At 59.8% G+C, this 20,270-nt stretch carries 21 protein-coding genes; 8 read left to right on the forward strand and 13 right to left on the reverse strand.

Features of this window, described 5'->3' with window-relative positions; genetic code table 11:
* Positions 1–280 precede the first annotated feature (280 nt).
* Together msrB and ES815_RS18625 are read left to right on the forward strand one after the other, a co-directional pair.
* Positions 281–694, forward strand: coding sequence for a peptide-methionine (R)-S-oxide reductase MsrB (gene msrB, locus ES815_RS18620; RefSeq protein ID WP_142489136.1), 414 nt, complete (start codon positions 281–283; stop codon positions 692–694).
* Between the two features lie 42 nt (positions 695–736).
* Positions 737–1,015 (forward strand): YeaC family protein, encoded by a 279-nt coding sequence (locus tag ES815_RS18625; protein ID WP_142489137.1) that lies wholly within the window; start codon positions 737–739, stop codon positions 1,013–1,015.
* Positions 1,016–1,058: 43 nt separating this feature from the next.
* On the opposite strand, the gene ES815_RS18630 is transcribed toward ES815_RS18625, so the two are convergent.
* From ES815_RS18630 to sppA, 4 genes are all read right to left on the reverse strand, one after another.
* The gene (locus ES815_RS18630) at positions 1,059–2,309 is read right to left on the reverse strand and encodes a glycoside hydrolase family 18 protein (RefSeq protein ID WP_142489138.1); all 1,251 of its coding nucleotides are present in this window, start codon (positions 2,307–2,309) and stop codon (positions 1,059–1,061) included.
* Between the two features lie 452 nt (positions 2,310–2,761).
* A complete protein-coding gene (pncA, locus tag ES815_RS18635) occupies positions 2,762–3,403 on the reverse strand; it encodes a bifunctional nicotinamidase/pyrazinamidase (RefSeq protein ID WP_142489139.1) in 642 nt (213 codons plus the stop codon).
* Between the two features lie 9 nt (positions 3,404–3,412).
* On the reverse strand, positions 3,413–4,429 hold the full coding sequence (ansA, locus tag ES815_RS18640) for an asparaginase (RefSeq protein ID WP_142489140.1): 1,017 nt from the start codon (positions 4,427–4,429) through the stop codon (positions 3,413–3,415).
* Positions 4,430–4,488: 59 nt separating this feature from the next.
* Positions 4,489–6,345 (reverse strand): signal peptide peptidase SppA, encoded by a 1,857-nt coding sequence (sppA, locus tag ES815_RS18645; protein ID WP_142489141.1) that lies wholly within the window; start codon positions 6,343–6,345, stop codon positions 4,489–4,491.
* Between the two features lie 164 nt (positions 6,346–6,509).
* On the opposite strand from sppA, the gene ES815_RS18650 reads away from it, so the two are divergent.
* The 3 genes from ES815_RS18650 to ES815_RS18660 all read left to right on the forward strand — a co-directional run bounded on the left by ES815_RS18650 (position 6,510) and on the right by ES815_RS18660 (position 10,131).
* Complete coding sequence (locus ES815_RS18650; protein ID WP_142489142.1) at positions 6,510–7,061, forward strand: NAD(P)H nitroreductase; 552 nt, start codon at positions 6,510–6,512, stop codon at positions 7,059–7,061.
* 117 nt (positions 7,062–7,178) lie between these two features.
* On the forward strand, positions 7,179–8,222 hold the full coding sequence (gene selD, locus ES815_RS18655; protein ID WP_142489143.1) for a selenide, water dikinase SelD: 1,044 nt from the start codon (positions 7,179–7,181) through the stop codon (positions 8,220–8,222).
* A 4-nt stretch (positions 8,223–8,226) separates the two neighbouring features.
* The gene (locus tag ES815_RS18660; protein ID WP_142489144.1) at positions 8,227–10,131 is read left to right on the forward strand and encodes a DNA topoisomerase III; all 1,905 of its coding nucleotides are present in this window, start codon (positions 8,227–8,229) and stop codon (positions 10,129–10,131) included.
* A 91-nt stretch (positions 10,132–10,222) separates the two neighbouring features.
* Here the strand turns inward: ES815_RS18660 and gdhA are convergent, their stop codons facing one another.
* Positions 10,223–11,566 (reverse strand): NADP-specific glutamate dehydrogenase, encoded by a 1,344-nt coding sequence (gene gdhA / locus ES815_RS18665; RefSeq protein WP_142489145.1) that lies wholly within the window; start codon positions 11,564–11,566, stop codon positions 10,223–10,225.
* Between the two features lie 236 nt (positions 11,567–11,802).
* Between gdhA and ES815_RS18670 the strand changes: the two genes are divergently transcribed.
* Positions 11,803–12,081, forward strand: a complete 279-nt coding sequence (locus ES815_RS18670) for a YnjH family protein (RefSeq protein WP_142489146.1) — start codon at positions 11,803–11,805, stop codon at positions 12,079–12,081.
* Here the strand turns inward: ES815_RS18670 and ES815_RS18675 are convergent.
* The gene (locus tag ES815_RS18675) at positions 12,041–12,457 is read right to left on the reverse strand and encodes a pyrimidine (deoxy)nucleoside triphosphate diphosphatase (RefSeq protein WP_142489147.1); all 417 of its coding nucleotides are present in this window, start codon (positions 12,455–12,457) and stop codon (positions 12,041–12,043) included. The genes ES815_RS18670 and ES815_RS18675 overlap by 41 nt on opposite strands.
* Positions 12,458–12,526: 69 nt before the next feature.
* Here ES815_RS18675 and ES815_RS18680 point away from each other — a divergent pair, with 69 nt between their 5' ends.
* Together ES815_RS18680 and ES815_RS18685 are read left to right on the forward strand one after the other, a co-directional pair.
* Positions 12,527–13,099, forward strand: coding sequence for a carboxymuconolactone decarboxylase family protein (locus ES815_RS18680; RefSeq protein WP_185902348.1), 573 nt, complete (start codon positions 12,527–12,529; stop codon positions 13,097–13,099).
* On the forward strand, positions 13,092–13,724 hold the full coding sequence (locus tag ES815_RS18685; RefSeq protein ID WP_142489148.1) for a CDP-alcohol phosphatidyltransferase family protein: 633 nt from the start codon (positions 13,092–13,094) through the stop codon (positions 13,722–13,724). The genes ES815_RS18680 and ES815_RS18685 overlap by 8 nt, the downstream gene beginning before the upstream one ends.
* Here the strand turns inward: ES815_RS18685 and ES815_RS18690 are convergent.
* The 7 genes from ES815_RS18690 to ES815_RS18720 form a co-directional block, all read right to left on the reverse strand.
* Positions 13,716–15,023: a rhodanese-like domain-containing protein gene (locus ES815_RS18690; protein WP_142489149.1), complete on the reverse strand. Its 1,308-nt coding sequence runs from the start codon at positions 15,021–15,023 to the stop codon at positions 13,716–13,718. The two genes, ES815_RS18685 and ES815_RS18690, sit on opposite strands and share 9 nt — an antisense overlap.
* A gap of 87 nt (positions 15,024–15,110) precedes the next feature.
* On the reverse strand, positions 15,111–15,743 hold the full coding sequence (locus ES815_RS18695) for an ATP-binding cassette domain-containing protein (protein ID WP_142489150.1): 633 nt from the start codon (positions 15,741–15,743) through the stop codon (positions 15,111–15,113).
* Positions 15,743–17,278, reverse strand: coding sequence for an ABC transporter permease subunit (locus ES815_RS18700; protein WP_142489151.1), 1,536 nt, complete (start codon positions 17,276–17,278; stop codon positions 15,743–15,745). Before ES815_RS18700 ends, ES815_RS18695 begins: the two co-directional genes overlap by 1 nt.
* The gene (locus tag ES815_RS18705) at positions 17,251–18,423 is read right to left on the reverse strand and encodes an ABC transporter substrate-binding protein (protein ID WP_142489152.1); all 1,173 of its coding nucleotides are present in this window, start codon (positions 18,421–18,423) and stop codon (positions 17,251–17,253) included. Before ES815_RS18705 ends, ES815_RS18700 begins: the two co-directional genes overlap by 28 nt.
* Positions 18,424–18,434: 11 nt before the next feature.
* Entirely contained in the window at positions 18,435–19,121 is a 687-nt protein-coding gene (locus ES815_RS18710; RefSeq protein WP_142489153.1) for a TVP38/TMEM64 family protein, read from the reverse strand.
* Positions 19,122–19,931: an exodeoxyribonuclease III gene (xthA, locus tag ES815_RS18715; protein ID WP_142489154.1), complete on the reverse strand. Its 810-nt coding sequence runs from the start codon at positions 19,929–19,931 to the stop codon at positions 19,122–19,124. It lies immediately after the preceding gene.
* 47 nt (positions 19,932–19,978) lie between these two features.
* On the reverse strand, positions 19,979–20,230 hold the full coding sequence (locus tag ES815_RS18720) for a hypothetical protein (protein WP_142489155.1): 252 nt from the start codon (positions 20,228–20,230) through the stop codon (positions 19,979–19,981).
* Between the last annotated feature and the right edge of the window lie 40 nt (positions 20,231–20,270).

Here is a 20,270-nt window from a genome sequence, read left to right on the forward strand (position 1 = left end):
GCAGCGTCAAGCGGAATCGTGTCAATCATTGCGACAAATCAATCCTTCGCACTACCTTTGCTCGATTGACCCACCTCACATTCCCTTGGAGCTTGCACCCATATGGGGCCTGCGCACGGAATTTTAAAGGGCTGACCACATAAAAACGTGGAGTAGATCACATTTGTCTGAGTGCCTCTACGCAACGAGTAAGTTTAGAACAAAAGTTCATACTTCAGTGTTAATGTTTTGTTAGAATCGAGGGTAAAAGTTGTCTGTTTCAACTGCGAGATGTAAGCCTATGTCGAATCAACAAAACCCCGATGAACTGAAAAAAAACCTCACAGAAATGCAGTTCTACGTGACGCAAAACCACGGTACGGAACCGCCGTTTACCGGGCGTCTGCTGCATAACAAACGGGATGGTGTCTACCACTGCCTGGTGTGTGACGCTGCGCTGTTTAACTCCCAAAGCAAATACGATTCTGGCTGCGGTTGGCCAAGCTTTTATGAACCGGTAAGTGAAGAGGCCATTCACTATCTGAAGGACTTCAGCCATGGTATGGAGCGCATTGAGATTCGCTGTGGAAACTGTGACGCCCATCTCGGTCACGTCTTCCCGGATGGCCCACAGCCGACAGGCGAGCGTTTTTGCGTCAATTCCGCCTCATTAAGCTTCACTGATGACCAGAATGGCGACCAGACGAAAGGCTGAAAAATCGATTCAGCAAATTATTCCTTCGGAGCCGGATTTAACATGAATATTGAAGAGATGATTAAGGGCATGACGCCGGAAGTGTATCAGCGTCTGGTCACGGCAGTGGAGCTAGGGAAATGGGCCGATGGCGTGGCGTTGACCGCCGAGCAGAAAGAGAACTGTCTGCAGTTAGTGATGCTGTGGCAGGCGCGCAATAATACCGATGCGCAGCACATGACCATCGACACCCAGGGTCAGATGGTGATGAAGAGTAAGCAACAGCTGAAAGAGGATTTTGGCATCGCGCCAAAATCGATCGCGACGCTGAAAATGCAGTAACCATGCGGGCTAATGCCCTCTCCCGCAGGGAGAGGGCTAATTTTTACTTAATCCCCAGCGACTCGGCTAACTGCTTCGCCAGCTGGTTGTTGTCATCCGCGCCGTACTCCCAGAACATCGCCCCGGCCAGACCTTTCTCTTTGATGTACTCCGCTTTGATGGTCACCGACCGCGGGTTTTCGTACGACAGGGCAAACAGCGCCTTGCCATCATCACCCTTAACCGACAGCCACGGCACTTTGGCCTGGTCGTCCCACTGCTCGGTAAAGCGTTTTTGCGGATCGTTTAATAACGTCTTCACGATATCGTTGTACTTCACATAGGTGTCTTTGGTCAGATCGTAGCCCAGCGATTTGAACAGCTCGATCTGCTGTGCGCCGAAATAAGGCTGAGTCGCGGGGTTTTTTTGCGCATCCGGCTTGCTCCAGTCGATGCCAGGCTCAACGGCACGCTTGGGTACCCGGCCATAGAAACCGATACCCAGGTTCATCTGCTGCGGCTTCAGCCCGGCGGCCAGATAGTTGTTCACCACGAAATCCACGCTGTATTTATCCGCGGCGGCTACGGTGGGCCAGGCGCTGGAGTCATACAAGTTGGCGTTGAAGTACTGGGTGCCGTACGCCATGTCGTAGGTCATCAGGTTGATGTAATCAAGTAACGGCGCAACCGCTTTGACGTCTACCCAACTTTTCGGGCTCTCCACATTGGCACCGACGGCGATGGTCACCAGTTTTTTATCCCCGAATGCAGCACGCAACTCTTTCAGCAGGGCAGTAAAGTTATCCCGGTCCTCAGGCTTGCTGGCGACCAGTCCCCATGCGCCGTTAACCGGGAACTCCCAGTCGAGGTCAATCCCGTCGAGACCGTATTTATCGACAATTTCCTGAGCTGAGCGGATGAACACGGCTCGAGTCTCTTTGGTCGATGCCGCCCCCGAGAAGCCACGCGCCCCCCAGCCACCCACGGAGAGCAGCACCTTGAGGTCAGGGTTTTGTTTGCGCAGGACTGGGAGTAAAGCCAGATCGGCGGCGACTTTTGGGGAGAGCCAGATTTGATGCAGTTTGTTCGGATCTTTTAGCGCCGGGTTGGTTTCGTCTTTCTCGTCGTTATAGATAAGGCCAAACGAGTAGTTAAGGTGGGTGATCTGACGCACATCGAGTTTGTTGATATCCCCGCCCGGTCCGGCGGTGACGTCGCCACCCCCGTTAAAATAGCCCACCGACATCAGGGAGCTGGCGGAAGCAACGGACGCGCAGAGCAGGGGTAAAGCTGCCAGCAAAGGCAAACGTTTCATAGCAATTCCTCTTCAATTTTGACGGTAAAAAAACAAGCACGCCACGTAATGGCGTGGCGAAAAAAGTGCCAAAAAAGAATAGCATTGCCGCCTCGCTGAGAGTGCGAGGCAGTTCACCTTATGGGACTTAATAAGAATTGTGCCCGGCGGCGCTGCGCTTGCACGGGCCTACGGGGGGGCGGGGTTTTGCCCGGCGGCGCTGCGCTTGCACGGGCCTACGGGGGCGGGGTTTTGCCCGGCGGCGCTGCGCTTGCACGGGCCTACGGTGGGCGGGGTTTTGCCCGGCGGCGCTGCGCTTGCACGGGCCTACGGTGGGCGGGGTTTTGCCCGACGGCGCTGACGCTTGCACGGGCCTACGGGGGGCGGGGTTTTGCCCGGCGGCGCTGACGCTTGCACGGGCCTGCGGGTTTTGTAGGCCGGGTAAGGCGTAGCCGCCACCCGGCATAAGGCTATCAGGCCTGCGTCTCCTGCCAGTCTGCCAGCGTATAAAGCGTGGCGCCTTCCGCCGCCATATCCATAAACGCCTGGGCGCTGTCCTGGCGCTGAATGTTGACCCCACGACAGCCGTCGGTGATCACGTTCACCCGGTAGCCCAGCTGTAACGCATCCAGCACGGTAAATTTGACGCAGTAATCGGTCGCCAACCCCATCACGATTAGCTCCACGATTTCGTGATGGCGCAGCCACTGATCCAGCCCGGTTTTCTGCCGGTGGCCGTTATCAAAGAAGGCGCTGTAGCTGTCGATGTTCGGGTTTTCCCCTTTCTGGAAAATGGCGTCAATGGCTTTGCTGTTGAGCAGGGGATGCAGCTCTGCGCCTTCGGTGTGCTGCACACAGTGATCGGGCCAGAAGGTTTGCGGCAGGCCATCCAGTTCGCCCTGAGTGAAGGGCTCGACGCTGTGCTGGCTGGCAAAGCTGCCGTGATCTGCCGGATGCCAGTCCTGGCTGGCCACCACCGCTTCGCCGCGGGCTTTACACCACTCGATCAGGGCGTTGGCAACGTCTACCGTGCTGTCGCCTTCGGCCACCGCCAGCGCGCCGCCGGCGCAAAAATCATTCTGTAAATCCACCAGTAACAGGGCACGTTGTTTCATGCTCACTCCTTATTCGTCTGGCGTCAGTTCGCCACGCAAGTTTTGCATCATCGCCGTACGAATCGACTGCACGTCCAGATCCTGACTCAGTAAGTAGTGAAGTTTAGTCAGGGTGGCTTCTACCGTCATGTCGAATCCGCTCACGACCCCCGCCTGCGCCAGGGCGTTACCGGTGGCATAGCCGCCCATGTTCACCTTGCCGGACATGCACTGGGTCAGGTTTACCACCACGATGCCGCGGCTGCTCGCTTCCTGAAGCTCCTTCAGAAACTCGCCGTTTTGCGGGGCGTTGCCCACGCCGTAGGAGCGCAGGATCAGCGCTTTTACCGGCTGACGCAGGAAATTACGCACCACATCGGCGGAGATACCCGGATAAATGGTCACCACGCCAATCGGCTGCGGCGTAATCGGGTGCACCACCAGCTCGCCGGAAGTATGCGGCGCGGGCGGGGTACCGAGGCGGCGGATATGGATCCCGGCTTCCAGCAGCGGAGAGAGATTGGGTGAGGCAAAAGCATCAAAGCCGTCCGCATGCGCTTTGGTGGTGCGATTGCCGCGATACAGGCGGTTGTTGAAGAACAGGCTCACTTCATTAATCGGGAAGTTGGCCGCCACGTACAGCGAGTTAAGCAGGTTGATCTGCCCGTCGGAACGCAGCTCCGCCAGCGGGATCTGCGAGCCGGTGACGATCACCGGTTTGCTGAGGTTTTCCAGCATGAAGGAGAGGGCCGAGGCGGTAAACGCCATGGTGTCGGTGCCGTGCAGGATCACGAAGCCATCATATTGATCGTAGTGCGCCTTGATGTCGTCGGCGATATGTTGCCAGTCTTCCGGGGTCATGTCGGAAGAGTCCATCAGCGGATCGTACTCGTGGATGGTGAAGTCCGGCATCTCCGGGCGGTGGAACTCAGGCATTAACGCCAGCTGGCGCTGCAGATGACCCGAAACCGGGATATAGCCATTTTCCGAGCGCTGCATACCGATGGTACCGCCGGTATAGGCTACATAGATTGATTTCTTTTGCATGATGTAATGTTCTTGGGCTTCAAAGAAAAATCCCCTCTTCGCAGAAGAGGGGATGGGGATTAACGTACGTTAGCGCAGGTGAGGCAGAACGCGTAGCGGTTTTGCGGATCGTTAAAGGCGGCCAGCTTGTCGCCCTCCGCTTTAACTGCCTTCGCCGCCGAGGCGACCGGCGCCGGCAGATATGCCTGCAGCGCGTCCGGCAGCATGGCTTTGACCGAGCCGGAGAAGCTGTCCATCACCAAATCGATGAAGGTCGGCTCATCCTGATAGAAGTCGATATGCCACTGCTTCAGCTTCGCCAGTTCGGCAGCCTTGGCCACGGCGTCATCGAAATCGCCCAGGTTATCCACCAGCCCGTTGGATTTCGCATCCTGGCCGGTCCAGACGTGGCCCTGGGCAATCTGGTCGATCTGCGCCGGGGTCTGCTTACGGGAGTCGGCCACCAGGCTGATAAAGCGCTTATAGCCGTTCTCAATGCTGAGCTGCATCATCTGTGACACTTCCGGCGGCAGTGCTTTGGTGATGGCAATATCCGCCAGCGGCGAGGTCGCCACGCCGTCGGTATGCACGCCCAGATAGTCGAGGCTGTTCTCTACGGTGTTAATGACGCCGAAGATGCCGATGGAGCCGGTCAGGGTGCTTGGGTTCGCCACGATGTAGTTCGCCGGGGTCGAGATCCAGTAACCACCGGATGCCGCCATGCCGCCCATGGAGACCACCACCGGTTTACCGGCGGCGCGGGCCGCTGACAGTTCCGCGCGGATCACTTCCGATGCGCTGACGCTGCCGCCCGGGCTGTTCACCCGCAGGACAATGGCTTTCACTTTCGGATCGAGACGCGCATCGCGGATTTGCGCGGCGGTGGTATCACCCCCGACGTTGCCCGGCGTCTCTTCGCCATCCATGATCGCCCCGTTAGCGAAGACCACGGCAATGCTGTCACCGGTATCGGCCGGTTTTTTCGCCTGATAATCATAGAAGCTGATGGCGCTGTAGTTCTTGTCCTCTTTGCTCCAGCCGAACTGCTTAGTCAGGGACTTTTCAATTTCGGCGCTGGAGCCCAGGGCATCCACCAGCTTGCTGTTCAGCGCATACTTCGCGGTATCGCCATCGACTTTACGCAGCCCATCCAGCACGCCCTGCGCACCCGGGAAGACCTGCTCCGGAGCGATCTGGCGGTTGGCGGCGACGGTGGCGAGATAGTGCTGCCACAGCTCGCCAATCCAGCGGCTATCCGCTTCACGGGCGGCAGGAGACATATCGTCGCGGATAAACGGCTCTACGGCAGATTTATAGGTCCCGACGCGGAAGACGTGGGTCGTGACTTTCAGCTTATCGAGCAGCGATTTGTAATAGAGGCCATTGGTGGCGAAACCGTGCAGATCGACGGTGCCCTGCGGCGAAAGCCACACTTTATTGGCAAAGCTTGCCAGATAGTACTGCCCCTGGCTGTAGTTATCGCCCACCGCAATCACCGGTTTGCCGCTGTCGCGGAACTCACGCAGCGCTTTACCGATGTACTGCATGGAAGGCTGATCCGCTCCGGCAAAGTTCTTCAGATCCAGCACGATGCCGGTGATGTTGCGGTCATCCTTTGCCTGACGAATAGCATCGACGATATCAAACAGCGAGTTTTCCTGCAGACGGTCGCTGCTGGCGCCAAACAGCTGGCGGCCCAGTACCCCAAGACGGTTGCTGGTGGAGGGCTTATCGACCACGACCCCTGCGATATCCAGCAGCAGCGCGCCGCGCCCGGCGCTCTGAGCCTGGTTGTTGGCGCTGAGGTGCATCCACACGCCCACGCAAACCATCAGAATAAGGATGAAGAAAATGTTCATCACCAGATTTCGGACGAAATTCAGCAGACGCCACGTCCATTTAAAAAAGCCGGCAAACAGTCGCCAGAGGGTTCGCATGTATTCTCCCTGTCCAGATAATTACCTTCCCGTCGCCACTGGACGGTGTTGTCGGGCTATCGTAATGACCCGACCGTCACTTGTCAGCAGGAATCGCCTGCCACGCTGTAACAAAATCTGCCGTCGTGTTAATTTTGAGTAAATTTCAAGACAGGAGTAACCCCATGGATGCACTCGAACTGCTTGTTAACCGCCGAAGCGCGGCGCGTCTGACCGAGCCCGCCCCGGCAGGCGAACAGCTGGACAACATTCTTCGCGCCGGGATGCGCGCCCCGGATCACGGCACCTTACAGCCGTGGCACTTCTTTATCATAGAGGGTGAAGGACGCGAGCGCTTCAGTACCCTGCTGGAGAAAGGGGCCGTGGCCGCCGGACAGGATGAAAAGGCGATTGAGAAAGCCCGCAACGCGCCGTTCCGCGCGCCGATGATTATCGCCGTGGTCGCCAAATGCCAGCCGCAGCACAAAGTGCCGGTGTGGGAGCAGGAGATGTCTGCCGGCTGTGCGGTAATGGCTATGCAGATGGCTGCCGTCGCCCAGGGTTACAACGGTATCTGGCGCAGTGGCGCGTTAACCGACAGCCAGGTTGTCCGCGAAGGCCTGGGCTGCGGCGCACACGACAAAATCGTCGGTTTCCTCTATCTGGGTACTCCGCAGCTGAAAGCCTCGACCACCGTCTCCGTGCCCGACACCGGGCCGTTTGTCACTCATTTCTGATCCCCGGTGCAAAAACTGTCTGGATCCTGAACAACTGCCGCAGAATTCAGACAGTCATACTTATCACTTAATGGAATGAGCGCTAACATAGTGCAATTGTAATGAAAGGAGATTGTCATGAGCGAGCAAGCCATTCGTTTAACGCAATACAGCCATGGAGCCGGTTGCGGTTGTAAAATTTCCCCCAAAGTGCTGGAAACCATTCTGCATAGCGAGCAGGCGAAGTTTGTCGACCCGAACCTGCTTGTGGGTAACGAAACCCGCGACGATGCCGCGGTCTACGATTTAGGTAACGGCACCAGCGTTATCAGCACCACCGATTTCTTTATGCCGATCGTCGATAACCCGTACGACTTTGGACGCATTGCCGCCACCAACGCTATCAGCGACATCTTCGCCATGGGCGGAAAGCCGATCATGGCGATTGCGATCCTCGGCTGGCCAATTAATACCCTGGCCCCGGAGATCGCCCGCGAGGTGATCGAGGGTGGACGCTTCGCCTGCCAGCAGGCGGGGATCGCCCTGGCGGGTGGCCACTCTATTGATGCCCCGGAGCCCATTTTCGGCCTGGCGGTCACCGGTGTGGTACCGACGGAACGCGTTAAACGCAACAGCACCGCCGAAGCGGGCTGCAAGCTGTTCCTCACCAAGCCGCTGGGCATTGGCGTGCTCACCACCGCCGAGAAAAAATCCCTGCTGCAGCCGGAGCACAAAGGGCTGGCAACGGAGGTGATGTGCCAGATGAACCTCGCCGGCGCCGCCTTTGCGAACATTGAGGGCGTGAAGGCAATGACCGACGTCACCGGCTTTGGCCTGCTGGGCCATCTGAGCGAAGTGTGCCAGGGGGCAGGCGTGCAGGCCCAGGTCTGGTATCAGGACGTGCCGAAGCTGCCGGGCGTGGAAGACTATATTGCCCAGGGTGCCGTGCCGGGCGGCACGCAGCGTAACTTCGCCAGCTACGGCCACCTGATGGGCGAGATGCATGGCGAGTGGCGCGATCTGCTGTGCGATCCCCAGACGTCCGGCGGCCTGTTGCTGGCGGTCACGCCGGAGGCAGAAGCCGAAGTCCAGGCGACCGCCGCTGAGTTCGGTATCACCCTGACCGCCATCGGCGAGCTGGTGACCGCCCGCGGCGGCCGTCCGATGATTGAGATCCGTTAATTCAATGCGGTTATTTATTGCCGAAAAACCCAGCCTCGCCCGGGCGATCGCGGATGTATTACCCAAGCCGCATCGCAAGGGCGATGGCTATATCGAGTGCGGGAACGGGCAGGTGGTCACCTGGTGTATCGGTCACCTGCTGGAGCAGGCCCAGCCGGACGCTTACGACAGCCGCTACGCGCGCTGGAATCTCAACGATCTGCCCATCGTGCCGGAAAAGTGGCAGCTGCAGCCGCGCCCGACGGTCACCAAACAGCTCAACGTCATTAAGCGCCTGCTGAATGACGCCGCAGAAGTGATCCACGCCGGTGACCCGGACAGGGAGGGGCAACTGCTGGTGGACGAGGTGCTGGATTACCTGAACCTCTCGCCAGAGAAACGCCGCCAGGTGCAGCGCTGTCTGATCAACGATCTCAACCCGCAGGCGGTGGAGCGTGCCATCTCGCGTCTGCGATCCAACAGCGAGTTTGTGCCGCTGTGCGTCTCCGCCCTGGCTCGCGCCCGCGCCGACTGGCTGTACGGCATCAACATGACCCGCGCCTACACCATTCTCGGGCGTAACGCCGGTTATCAGGGGGTGCTCTCGGTGGGTCGCGTCCAGACTCCGGTGCTGGGGCTGGTGGTGCGCCGCGATGAAGAGATCGAGAACTTTGTCGCCAAAGATTTCTTCGAAGTGAAAGCCCATATCGTTACCCCGAAGGACGAACGTTTTACCGCCATCTGGCAGCCGAGCGAGGCCTGCGAACCTTATCAGGATGAAGAGGGGCGCCTGCTACATCGTCCGCTGGCAGACCACGTGGTGACCCGTATTGAGGGCCAGCCCGCCGTCGTCACCAGCTATAACGATAAACGGGAATCAGAACCTGCTCCGCTGCCGTTTTCCCTTTCTGCCCTGCAGATCGAGGCGGCAAAACGCTATGGCCTGAGCGCGCAAAACGTGCTCGATATCTGCCAGAAGCTGTATGAAACGCACAAGCTGATCACCTATCCGCGTTCCGACAGCCGCTATCTGCCGGAGGAGCATTTCGCCGGACGCCACGCGGTGCTGAACGCCATTGCCGCCCACGCGCCCGATTTACTGCCGCAGCCGGTGGTCAATCCGGATACCCGCAACCGCTGCTGGGACGATAAGAAGGTGGATGCCCACCACGCCATCATCCCGACGGCGCGCAGCAGCAAGGTCAATCTGACCGAGAACGAATCGAAGGTCTATAACCTCGTCGCCCGTCAGTACCTGATGCAGTTCAGCCCGGATGCGCTGTTCCGCAAGTGCGTTATTGAGCTGGAGATCGCCAAAGGCAAGTTTATCGCCAAGGCGCGTTTCCTTGCCGAAGCGGGCTGGCGCACGCTGCTGGGCAATAAAGAGCGTGACGAGGAGAACGACGGCACGCCGCTGCCGGTGGTGAAAAAAGACGACGAACTATTGTGCGAGAAGGGCGAAGTGGTGGAGCGACAGACCCAGCCGCCGCGACACTTCACCGACGCCACGATCCTCTCAGCAATGACCGGTATTGCCCGGTTTGTGCAGGATAAAGATCTGAAGAAGATCCTGCGTGCCACCGACGGGCTGGGGACGGAAGCGACCCGCGCCGGGATCATCGAGCTGCTGTTTAAACGCGGTTTTCTGCACAAGAAAGGGCGTTATATCCACGCGACGGATGCCGGAAAGGCGTTGATCCACTCCCTGCCGGAGATGGCCGCCCGCCCGGACATGACCGCGCACTGGGAGTCGGTGCTGACTCAGATCAGCGAAAAGCAGTGTCGTTATCAGGATTTTATGCAGCCGCTGGTGGGCACGTTATTCGATCTGATCAACCAGGCACGGAATACCTCGGTCAGAGATTTTCGCGGCATGGTTGCGCCGGGTGGCGACAAGAAGAAAAAGTTTAAGAAGAAGAGTGCGGCCTGAGGAGTTGCCGGGTGGCGCTGCGCTTACCCGGCCTACAAAAGCACGAACCGTAGGCCGGGTAAGCGCAGCGCCACCCGGCACAGCCACAGAATCAGATCACACCCTGACCCATCATCGCATCCGCGACCTTCACAAACCCGGCAATGTTCGCACCGCGGACATAGTTGGTCTGCTTCTCTTCTCCGCCGTACTCGACGCAGGCGTGGTGAATATCCAGCATGATGTGATGCAGACGCGCATCCACTTTCTCGGCTTTCCAGCCCATACGCGCGGCGTTCTGCGCCATCTCCAGACCTGAGGTTGCCACACCGCCGGCGTTTGCCGCTTTACCCGGTGCGAACAGCACGCCAGCCTGCAGGAACAGGTCGGTGGCTTCGATGGTAGTTGGCATGTTAGCCCCTTCCGCAACCGCTTTCACGCCGTTGGCGATCAGCTGGTGCGCTGCATCAATATCCAGTTCGTTCTGGGTGGCGCATGGCAGGGCGATATCAACCGGTACGGCCCACGGCTGTTTGCCTTCAAGGTAGGTCAGACCGAATTCGCGGGCATAATCGGCCACGCGACCGTCACGGCTGGCTTTGATTTCGCACAGGCGCGCCAGTTTTTCTGTGGTGAAGCCTGCTTCATCAACCACGGTGCCGCTGGAGTCGGAGGCGGTGATCACCCGGGCGCCCAACTCCATTGCTTTCTCGATAGCGTACTGGGCCACGTTGCCGGAGCCGGATACCGCGACGCGCATCCCGTCGAAGCTCATACCGTGACGCTTCAGCATCGCTTCAGTAAAGTAGACCAGACCGTAACCGGTGGCTTCCGGGCGGATCAGGCTGCCGCCGAAGGAGAGACCTTTCCCGGTGAAGACGCAGGCGCTGTTGTTGGAGAGTTTTTTCATCATCCCGGCCATAAAGCCCACTTCGCGCCCGCCCACGCCGATATCCCCGGCCGGTACGTCGGTATCCGCGCCCAGGTGACGATACAGTTCGGTCATCAGCGCCTGGCAGAAGCGCATCACTTCGCCTTCGCTCTTGCCTTTCGGATCAAAATCGCTGCCGCCTTTGCCGCCGCCCATAGGCAGCGTGGTCAGGGCATTTTTAAAGGTTTGTTCGAAGCCGAGGAACTTCAGGATCGACAGGTTCACCGACGGGTGGAAACGCATCCCGCCTTTGAACGGGCCGATCGCGGAGCTGAACTGGACACGCCAGGCGCGGTTGACCTGCACCTGATTGCGGTCGTCCACCCATACCACGCGGAACTGGATCACGCGTTCTGGTTCAACCAGGCGCTCAAGCAGGGACATCTGACGATAGCGGGGGTTTTGTTCCAGAAATGGCCAGAGGGTGGTCATCACTTCACGCACGGCCTGAGCGAATTCGCTCTGATTCGGATCGCGCTGTTGAACACGGTTTAGAAAGGATTCAAGGGAGCAAGCCTGGTCCATAACTATAAGTTCCTCTAATATATTGGGATTATTTTATTTGTAACAAATATATGCATGATGTTGTGTTTTTCGACTATACCACCCGATGGGCTTTGTTACGCAAGCTAAATTGCGCCCTCAAGTTAAATTCATTAAACGCGCCGGGTCATAATAAAAAACGATGATTGGCGGGATTAAAGTTTGTCGGCAGGTTTACCGTTATAGTCATTGTCAGGACACAACAGGAAGAGACGTCTATGAAGCGTATTGTAATGGCTGTTTTGCTTGGGGTTTTCGCGGCCGGCAGTCAGGCCGACCAGCGATTTAGTACCGGGGGTGTTGATGTGAATATCCCGCCGGAGATCTTCAGCTCCAGCGGTCAGCGTCCGCCGCCGTGCAACCAGTGCTGCATCTATCAGGATCAGAACTATTCAGAAGGATCGGTGGTAAAAGCCGAGGGCGTATTATTGCAGTGCCAGCGGGATCCGCAGGCGATCAGCACCAATCCGCTGGTCTGGCGTCGTGTAAGAGAATAAAGGCTTCCAGCAGAGGAATATCCGCTGGGGCGAGATCGTAGCCCAGCGCCTCGCGCGGGGAGCACCACACCAGCTGGCTGTGGTAGTGCGTTTCGGGCGTGCCGGTAAACGCGGGGACGTGCCAGGCGTGCAGGTTAATCAGCCGCCGGGATACTTCCCGCTGGTGGCTGGCGATATATCGCGCGGGCCGGGCCTCGATGCCCAGCTCCTCGCGCAGCTCGCGCGCCAGGGCCTCGGGCTGCGTTTCCCCGGCCTCCACTTTGCCCCCGGCAAACTCCCACAGACCGGGCTGATCCGCATGCAGCGGGCGCCGCGCCAGTAAAATCTTGCCATCCCGTTCGAGAATAGCGCAAACAACATCGAGTATTTTTAGCATGGTCGTCAATAATGGTTAAGAGAGAAAGCGTTAGGATCTACGTACTTATTAGCGACCAGGGAGCATCCTGTGAAAGAGTTACCACCAGCCTGGGTTAAACCCATCGAATCCATTCCCGCCAGTCTAACGCCAATCGCCAGGATGCAGAAAAAACATTATGGCGCGGTGCTCAATCCGCTGCGCTGGTGGGGGAGAATGCCCCGGCTGTTCTGGCTGGTGGCGCTGTTTGTCGGCTTTCTGGAGCGCAAAAAATCGCCTCTCAACCCGGTGCTGCGTTCGCTGCTGATGACCCGCGTCTCGCAGGTGTGCCACTGCGCGTTCTGCATCGATGCCAATGCGCTGCGTCTGGCGGAACGCTGCGGTGGTCTGGAGAAGGTGCAGGCCGTCGCGACATGGCGCGACAGTCCCATATTCAGCGATGAAGAGCGTGCCGCGCTGGCCTATGCCGAGGCGGTTACTGCCACCCCGCCGGTGGTGGACGATGCCCTCAAAGCGGCGTTGCGCCGCCACTTCAGCGATGAGGCGATCACGGAGATGACCGCACTGCTCGCGTTTCAGAACCTCTCTGCGCGCTTCAATGCCGCGCTGGATATCCCTTCGCAAGGGTTGTGCGCCATGCCCGGAGAAAAACACGATGCTTGACCGTCACCTCCATCCGCGCCTGAAACCGCTGCTTAACCGGCTGGTGATGACGCTGGATAAACCGGGGATTGCTCCGGACGGCATTACGCTGATCGGATTTGCTATCGGGGTGCTGGCCCTGCCGTTTCTGGCGCTGGGCTGGTATCTGGCGGCGCTGGTGGCGATTGTGCTGAACCGGTTGCTGGACGGGCTGGACGGGGCGCTGGCGCGGCGGCGCGGGTTAACCGATGCCGGGGGCTTTCTCGATATCGCCCTCGATTTTCTCTTTTATGCTCTGGTGCCCTTTGGCTTTGCCCTGGCGGATCCTGTGGTGAATGCGCTGCCAGCCGCCTGGCTGCTGTTCGCCTTCATCGGCACCGGCAGCAGCTTTCTGGCGTTTGCGGCGCTGGCGGCGAAGCACAACATCGACAATCCGGGCTACGCCCACAAGTCGTTTTACTATCTGGGCGGGCTGACGGAAGGAACAGAAACTATTCTGCTGTTTGTGCTTTGCTGCCTGTTCCCGGCGCACTTTGCGTGGCTGGCCTGGGTGTTTGGCGCGTTGTGCTGGCTCACCACCGCAACGCGCATCTGGAGTGGCTATATGACGCTGAAGGATGTTCAGCGCCAGCCGGGATCAGAGTGAGCTTTCTGGCCCGCGTTCACCGGTCGCCACCGGGTTCTGCGGGTTACTGCTCCATTCGTACCAGCCGCCGTCGTAAACGCCGACATTTTTCCAGCCCATCGCCCGGGCATACATGAAGGTCTCTGATGCCCGCCAGCCGGTGCCGCAGTAAAAGGCCACCTGCTGGTCCGGCAGAATGTTCCACTGCTTCCACATGGCGGCGATATCGTCAGCGCTGCGCATGGTGCCATCCGGATTATGGAAATCTTCCATATGGGTCGAGTCGCTCCCGGCATGACCCCAGCGTGCGCCCGCGATCTCACCTTTTGGCTTGATATAGCTGTAGCCGCTGGTCACGCCGGTAAACTCCGGCCATGAGCGGATGCTCACCAGAGAGGCATCCTTACGATGCAGCAGGCCGCGGGCCTGTTCGGTATTCAGCATCAGCTGCGGCTGACCGGGGATCGGCGCGCCAAAATCGGCCGCTGGCGTCACTTTGCCCGGCGTCCCGCGTTCGACCGGCAGGTTTGCTTCGCTCCAGGCCTTCCAGCCGCCATCCAGCAGGCGCACATCTTTCACCCCGGCGTACAGCATGATCTGCGCCACGCGCGCGGCGGCATAGACGTCGCGGCCGTAGAGGATCACCGTGGTGTCATGGCGGATCCCATGTTTTGCCAGCATCGCCTTCAGATCGGCATCGGAAACTTTGTTCCACAGCGGCTCGCTTTCCACCTCGTTGGTGTCGATATAGCCTGCGCCGGGAATATGGCTCAGCAGATAAAATTTAGGTGCGCCCCAGGCGGCTTCAATCACTTTCCACTCCCCGGCAGGGGCGGCGGTCACCGTCTTGCCCTGCTGGAGCTGGTTCAGCCACTGCGGGTAGACCAGCTGTTCGAAGTGGGCGAGGCGCTGGAGACGCGCCGGGTTTTTCAGGGCATCGCTCAGCAACGTGACCTGGCTGAAACCCGCCTGATTCAGCCGGGCCTGGACGGCCTGGTTATCGCTGTCGCTACCGTACAAGGCAACCGGAGTCGTGGGTGTCAGCTGGTGCTGCCTCGCCCAGGTTTTCAACTGGGTCTCGTTCATCGCCCCGAGCCAGCTGGCGGAGAGGTTAAGCGCGGCAGGCTCGTGGCCGGAAGGACCGTTCAGGCTCTGCGGCCAGCCGTTATAGAAAGCGCTGGCGCGGGTATCAATCAGGGCGCCATGCTGGTGCTGAAGCTCGGTCAGCGTGAGGGAAAGTGCCATATCAGCGGCGAAGGTGGAGAAAGAGGCGAGACCTAAAGCGGCGGTCAGCGCGGTCAATTGAGAAACACGTTTCATCGAAATGCCCGATCGTAAAAAAATGAGCCGTGATTGTGGCAAGCTGCCCGACAAAAAACGTTGCGTTTGCGCAGGATGTCACAGGATTCATTGCCAGCCTGCCATCGGCAGCACCTGCCCGTTCGGGGGAATATCGTCGTCATCGTGCGTCACCTGCACCACCGGGATCTGCCGGGTATGCACTTCGGCGAACACCCAGCGGCGAAACTGGTCGCGCAGATTTTTATCCAGACGGCTAAAAGGCTCGTCGAGCAGCAGCGCCTGGGGTTGAGCCAGCAGGGCGCGGAGCAGGCTCACCCGGGCGCGCTGGCCGCCGGAGAGCGTGGCGGGATCGCGACGAAAGAAGCCGCTCAATTCCGCGGCGTCCAGCGCGTCGTTAACCTGCTGTATGCGCGCCTCGCCTTTGACCGCCGCCGGGAGCGCCAGCAGCAGATTCTGCCCGACGCTGAAGTGATCGAAGAGCAACGCATCCTGAAACAGCAGCCCGAGCCCCCGCAGCTCGGTGGGCAGGGCGTCGCAGCGCCGGGAATTGATCCACAGCTCTCCGGCAGCGCGAAAATCGCCGGGCAGAGCCCCCACCATCCAGGCAAACAGCGACGATTTCCCGCTGCCGGAAGGGCCCATCAGGGTAAGTATTTCGCCAGGCGGCACCTCGAAACTGACGTTGTGCAGCAGCGTCGTCTGGCGCAGCGAGAGCGAAACATCCTTAACCATCAGCATTAACGTAACCCCTGTCGAAAGCGGCCCACCAGCCGGGAAAGCAGGATGCAGGCGGCAAAGACCAGCATCGGTAGCAGCAGCTGCCACAGCGCCTGGGCCGCCAGCACGGCGCTACTGCCGCCGCTGCTGAGCGCCACGGCGTCGGTGGTCAGCGTGGCGTACCGGCCGCTGCCCAGCCACAGGGTGGGCAGATACTGCGCCATACTGACGGAAAATCCGACCGCAAAAGCGGTGAGCGCCGGACGGATCATCTGCGGGCATTTGACCAGCCAGAATATTTTAAGCAATCCCCAGCCGAGGGTGCGGGCGATCAGGATCAGGCGCGGATCGAGTCGGCGCCAGGCCGGCTGCATCACCAGCAGCATCCACGGCAGCACCCACAGTAAATGACCCCACAGCACGGCAATCCACTCTCCGTCGAGCTGCATCAGCAGCGCCAGCTGATACTGTCCGGCCACCAGCGGCAGGGCGGGGAGCGCCAGCGGTAGCCAGACCCAGAAGCCCCCGCGCTGCGGGCCCCACTCCAGCCAGAGCAGGATCATTCCCAGCGCAAGCGCCGCCGAACAGAGACCCAGCGACAGGCTCACCGCCGCCGCGTCGCGGGAGACGCGGGCATCGCCCGCCACCAGCACAAGGATCGCCACGCTGACGAGGCCCGCCAGGGGCAGCAGCAGGGCGCAGGCGCGTCCCACCCGCAGCGGGCGCGGCGTCGGGCGATCCCCGGAGACGTCCGGGATAGTGCGTTTCCAGCGTCGCCAGCAGAGAAACAGCGCGACGGCGATCGGCTCCAGGATGATCAGCAGGATCGCACAGACCAGCATCCCTTTGGCCTGCTGTTGTGTATCCCCCTGTGAAAGCCACTGCCAGGCCAGCACGGCGAGGGTAGGAGGGTTTCCCGGTCCGAGGATCAGGGCCACATCCACCACCGACAGCGTCCAGGCGATCGTCGCCAGCATCACCGCCCCCAGCGCGGGGGCAATGGCGGGCAGGATCAGCCAGCGCAGCGCCTGCCAGCGGCCATAGCCCAGCGAACGCAGCACGGTCACTTTTTGCGCCAGATCTTTTTCCGGCAGCGAGGCGTAAATCGCCCAGAGAACAAACGCGCTCTCCTTGATGGCGAGGGTCAGGCCAAGGCCAATTCCGTAGCGATCCAGCACCGGGGAGCAGAACGAACAGAGGCGGTAGAGCTCGCCGCCTTCGGCAAAAATCAGCAGCACGCTGACCGCAAACGCCACGTGGGGGATCGCCAGCAGCCAGGGCAGGTGGTTGCACAGCCGTCGCCAACGGCTGCCGGGCCACAGCGCGGCCACCACCGCCAGCGCCAGCAGTAGCGCCCCGACGGCGGCAATCAGGGTGGACACCAGGGTGGCGATCAGCGCCTGCGGCAGCTGCGGATCTGCTGCCAGCGCCCGCCAGTTCTCCAGGGAGAAGATCGGCGGTAACAGCAGGGCAACGGCGGGCAGCAGCGGCAGATACACCGCCGCCATCAGCAGCCAGGCGAGCCCGCTTAGTGGGTGCCGTAGCGACGCAGCCATTCCTGCTCCAGCGCGTTAACCCAGGCGGCGTGCGGTTCCGCGAGCGTGGCCGGGAGTCCTGCCGGGATAAACTGACGCAACGCTGCGGCCTCAGCGGCAGGCAAGGTCTGTGGATCCAGCACGCTCGGATCGCCCCAGTTGGCGGGATCCGCCTTGCGGATCTGCGCCTGCGGGGAGAGTAAAAAGTTAGCCACGACCTTCGCGCCCGCGCTGGCAGAGGCATTGGCCGGGATCGTCACAAAGTGCACGTTGCCGATCATCCCCTGTTGAAAACCAAAGCTGTAGCTGTCAGCGGGCAGCTCGTTGCTGTTCACTTTTTGCCGCGCGTGGGCCGGGTTAAAGGTGATCGATAGCCCTAAATTGCCACTTGCCAGCAGGGCATCCATCCGCGCCGGTGACGGCGGGAAATCTTTACCCTCGCGCCACAGATGGGGATGCAGCTTATCCAGATACGCCCACAGCGGGGCAGTGACCGCAGCGAAACTGGCGTTGTCCGGCGGCTGCTTCAGCGCCTCCGGCAGGGTGGTTTGCGTCAGCAGGAGCTGTTCCAGAAACGCGGTGCCGGTAAAGTCGGGCGGGCGCGGGTAGGTGACGGTACCGGGATGTTGGGTGGCGTACGCCAGCAGCGCCTGCGGGTCCGACAGCGGTTGCGGCAGGGTCTTGCGGCTGGCGATAAAGGTGAGCTGGGCGCTGCCCCATGGCGACTCAGCCCCCTCGGTCGGGATGGCGAAATCTTCCGTCACCGGTTTAGTCGTATCCACATAGCGCCAGTTGGGCAGGCTTTGTGCCCATCCGGTCTGCAGCAGCCCGGCGGTTTTCAGGGTGCGGAAGTTCTCGCCGTTGACCCACAGCAGGTCGACCGAACCGTTGGTTTTACGCCCGGCGCTGGCCTCGGTCTGGATGCGTTTTACCGCGTCGGCGGCATCCGCCAGACGGACAATCTTCAGGGTAATGGCGTAGTGGGTTTTCATCTCGCCGCTCACCCAGTCCAGATAGCGGTTTACCGCCTCATCGCCGCCCCAGGCGTTAAACCAGACGGTCTGGCCCCGGGCATCCTCTTTAGTTTTCTGCCAGCCGTCATCGGCCAGCGCCGGCCCTGCCATCAGCAGGCCGGTTAACAACATGCAAAAACGCGCACGGCGCATGATGCCCCCTGTTATGGAGAAGTGCGGGAAAAGCGGGCAAACAGCCAGCGGGTAATCAGCGGCAGCAGTCCCAGTAGCGTAAAGGCGAAAACCACGCCCGGCGAGAGGATATCACGCAGCGAGGCGATCTGCCCTAACTGGTGGCCGGCATTGAGAAAAACCACCGCACCGGGCAGCATCCCGAGCTGGCTGACCCACCAGTAGCGCCGTACCCCGAGGGTCGTCACCCCGGCCAGCAGGTTGACCATAAAGAAAGGAAACAGCGGCATCAGGCGCAGGGCAAACAGATAAAAGGCCCCGTCGCGGGCAACCCCGTCATTCACGGTGCGCATCGGCCCGGCAAAGCGGCGCTGCACCCAGTCGCGCAGCAGATAGCGGCTGACCAGCATCGCCAGGGTTGCGCCTAGCGTGGCGGCGAAGGAGACCAGCAAAATCCCCGGCCAGAGGCCGAACAGCGCCCCGCCGAGCAGGGTCAGCAGCGCAGCCCCCGGCAGCGACAGGGTGGTGACCAGCACATAGAGAATGAAAAAGAGCGCGGCGCTCTGCAGTGGCGCCTGCTGGCAGTAATGCAGCAGCGCCTGATGCCGGGCCTGAAGATTTTCCAGCGTCAGGACGCCGGGAGGCAGTTGCGTATAAATAACAACAAATGCGCCCAGAAGGGCGCACAGAAGAGTGATTTTACGAACGTTTGCCGCCATTCATTTTACGTCGAATGTCGCCCATACCGGGGCGTGGTCGGACGGTTTTTCCATGCTGCGGATCTCGTAATCGATCCCGGTTTCAATGCAGCGCTCTGCCAGCGGCGCGCTTGCCAGCAGCAGGTCGATGCGCAGGCCGCGGTTATCGTCAAAGCCTCTGGAGCGGTAATCAAACCATGAGAAGCGATCCTGGGTCTCCGGGTTGGCGTGGCGGAAGGTATCCACCAGACCCCAGTCCATCAGACGCGCCATCCACTCGCGCTCTTCCGGCAGGAAGGAGCACTTCCCGGCGCGGAGCCAGCGTTTGCGGCTGTCTTCGCCGATGCCGATATCCAGATCGGTATGGCTGATATTCATGTCACCCATGATCAGCACCGGATTCTCTTTGTTCAGCTCGGTTTCGAGGAAGGACTGCAGATCCTGGTAGAACTTCTCTTTGGCCGGGAATTTCAGCGGATGGTCGCGGCTCTCGCCCTGCGGGAAGTAGCCATTGATCACGGTGATGTTGCCAAGCGGCGAGGGAATTTCCGCCATGATGATGCGGCGCTGGGAATCTTCACCGTCCCCCGGGAAGCCGCGACGCACCGAGACGGGCGTCTCTTTGGTCAGCAGGGCCACACCGTAATGGCCTTTCTGGCCGTGATAAAAGACGTTGTAACCCAGTTTTGCCACCTCTTCCAGAGGGAACATATCGTCGTGGACTTTTGTCTCCTGCAGGCCGATAACGTCAGGCTGATGCTGCTCAACGATGGCTTGCAGTTGATGAGGACGGGCGCGCAGGCCGTTGATATTAAAAGAGACAAATTTCATAGTCGCTGCCAGTGCAAGGTGAATAGTGCAAGGATGGTAGCAGAATTTCATTGGGCTGACTGCCGCCGCTGCGTATGTTCCAGCCATTTCTGCGATAGATCGTACTGACAGTGCAATTTTTGCACCGATCTGGCGCGTGATGCCCTGCGATGGCGCGTAAATGGACCACAAATTTCGCGAGCGATCACAATTCCAGAATTATATTTGGCTTCTGCATAAAACAGCTGTTTTTCATCCGGCAAAGCCGCGCTTGTTGTAAAAATATTCACTTTATATGCAATAACAGTGAATAACTCCATATCGTAACCTGTTGATATTACGTTCCCCCATCCAGTTTAT

Source organism: Leclercia adecarboxylata, from assembly GCF_006874705.1.
In the GTDB taxonomy this organism is placed as follows: domain Bacteria; phylum Pseudomonadota; class Gammaproteobacteria; order Enterobacterales; family Enterobacteriaceae; genus Enterobacter; species Enterobacter adecarboxylatus_C.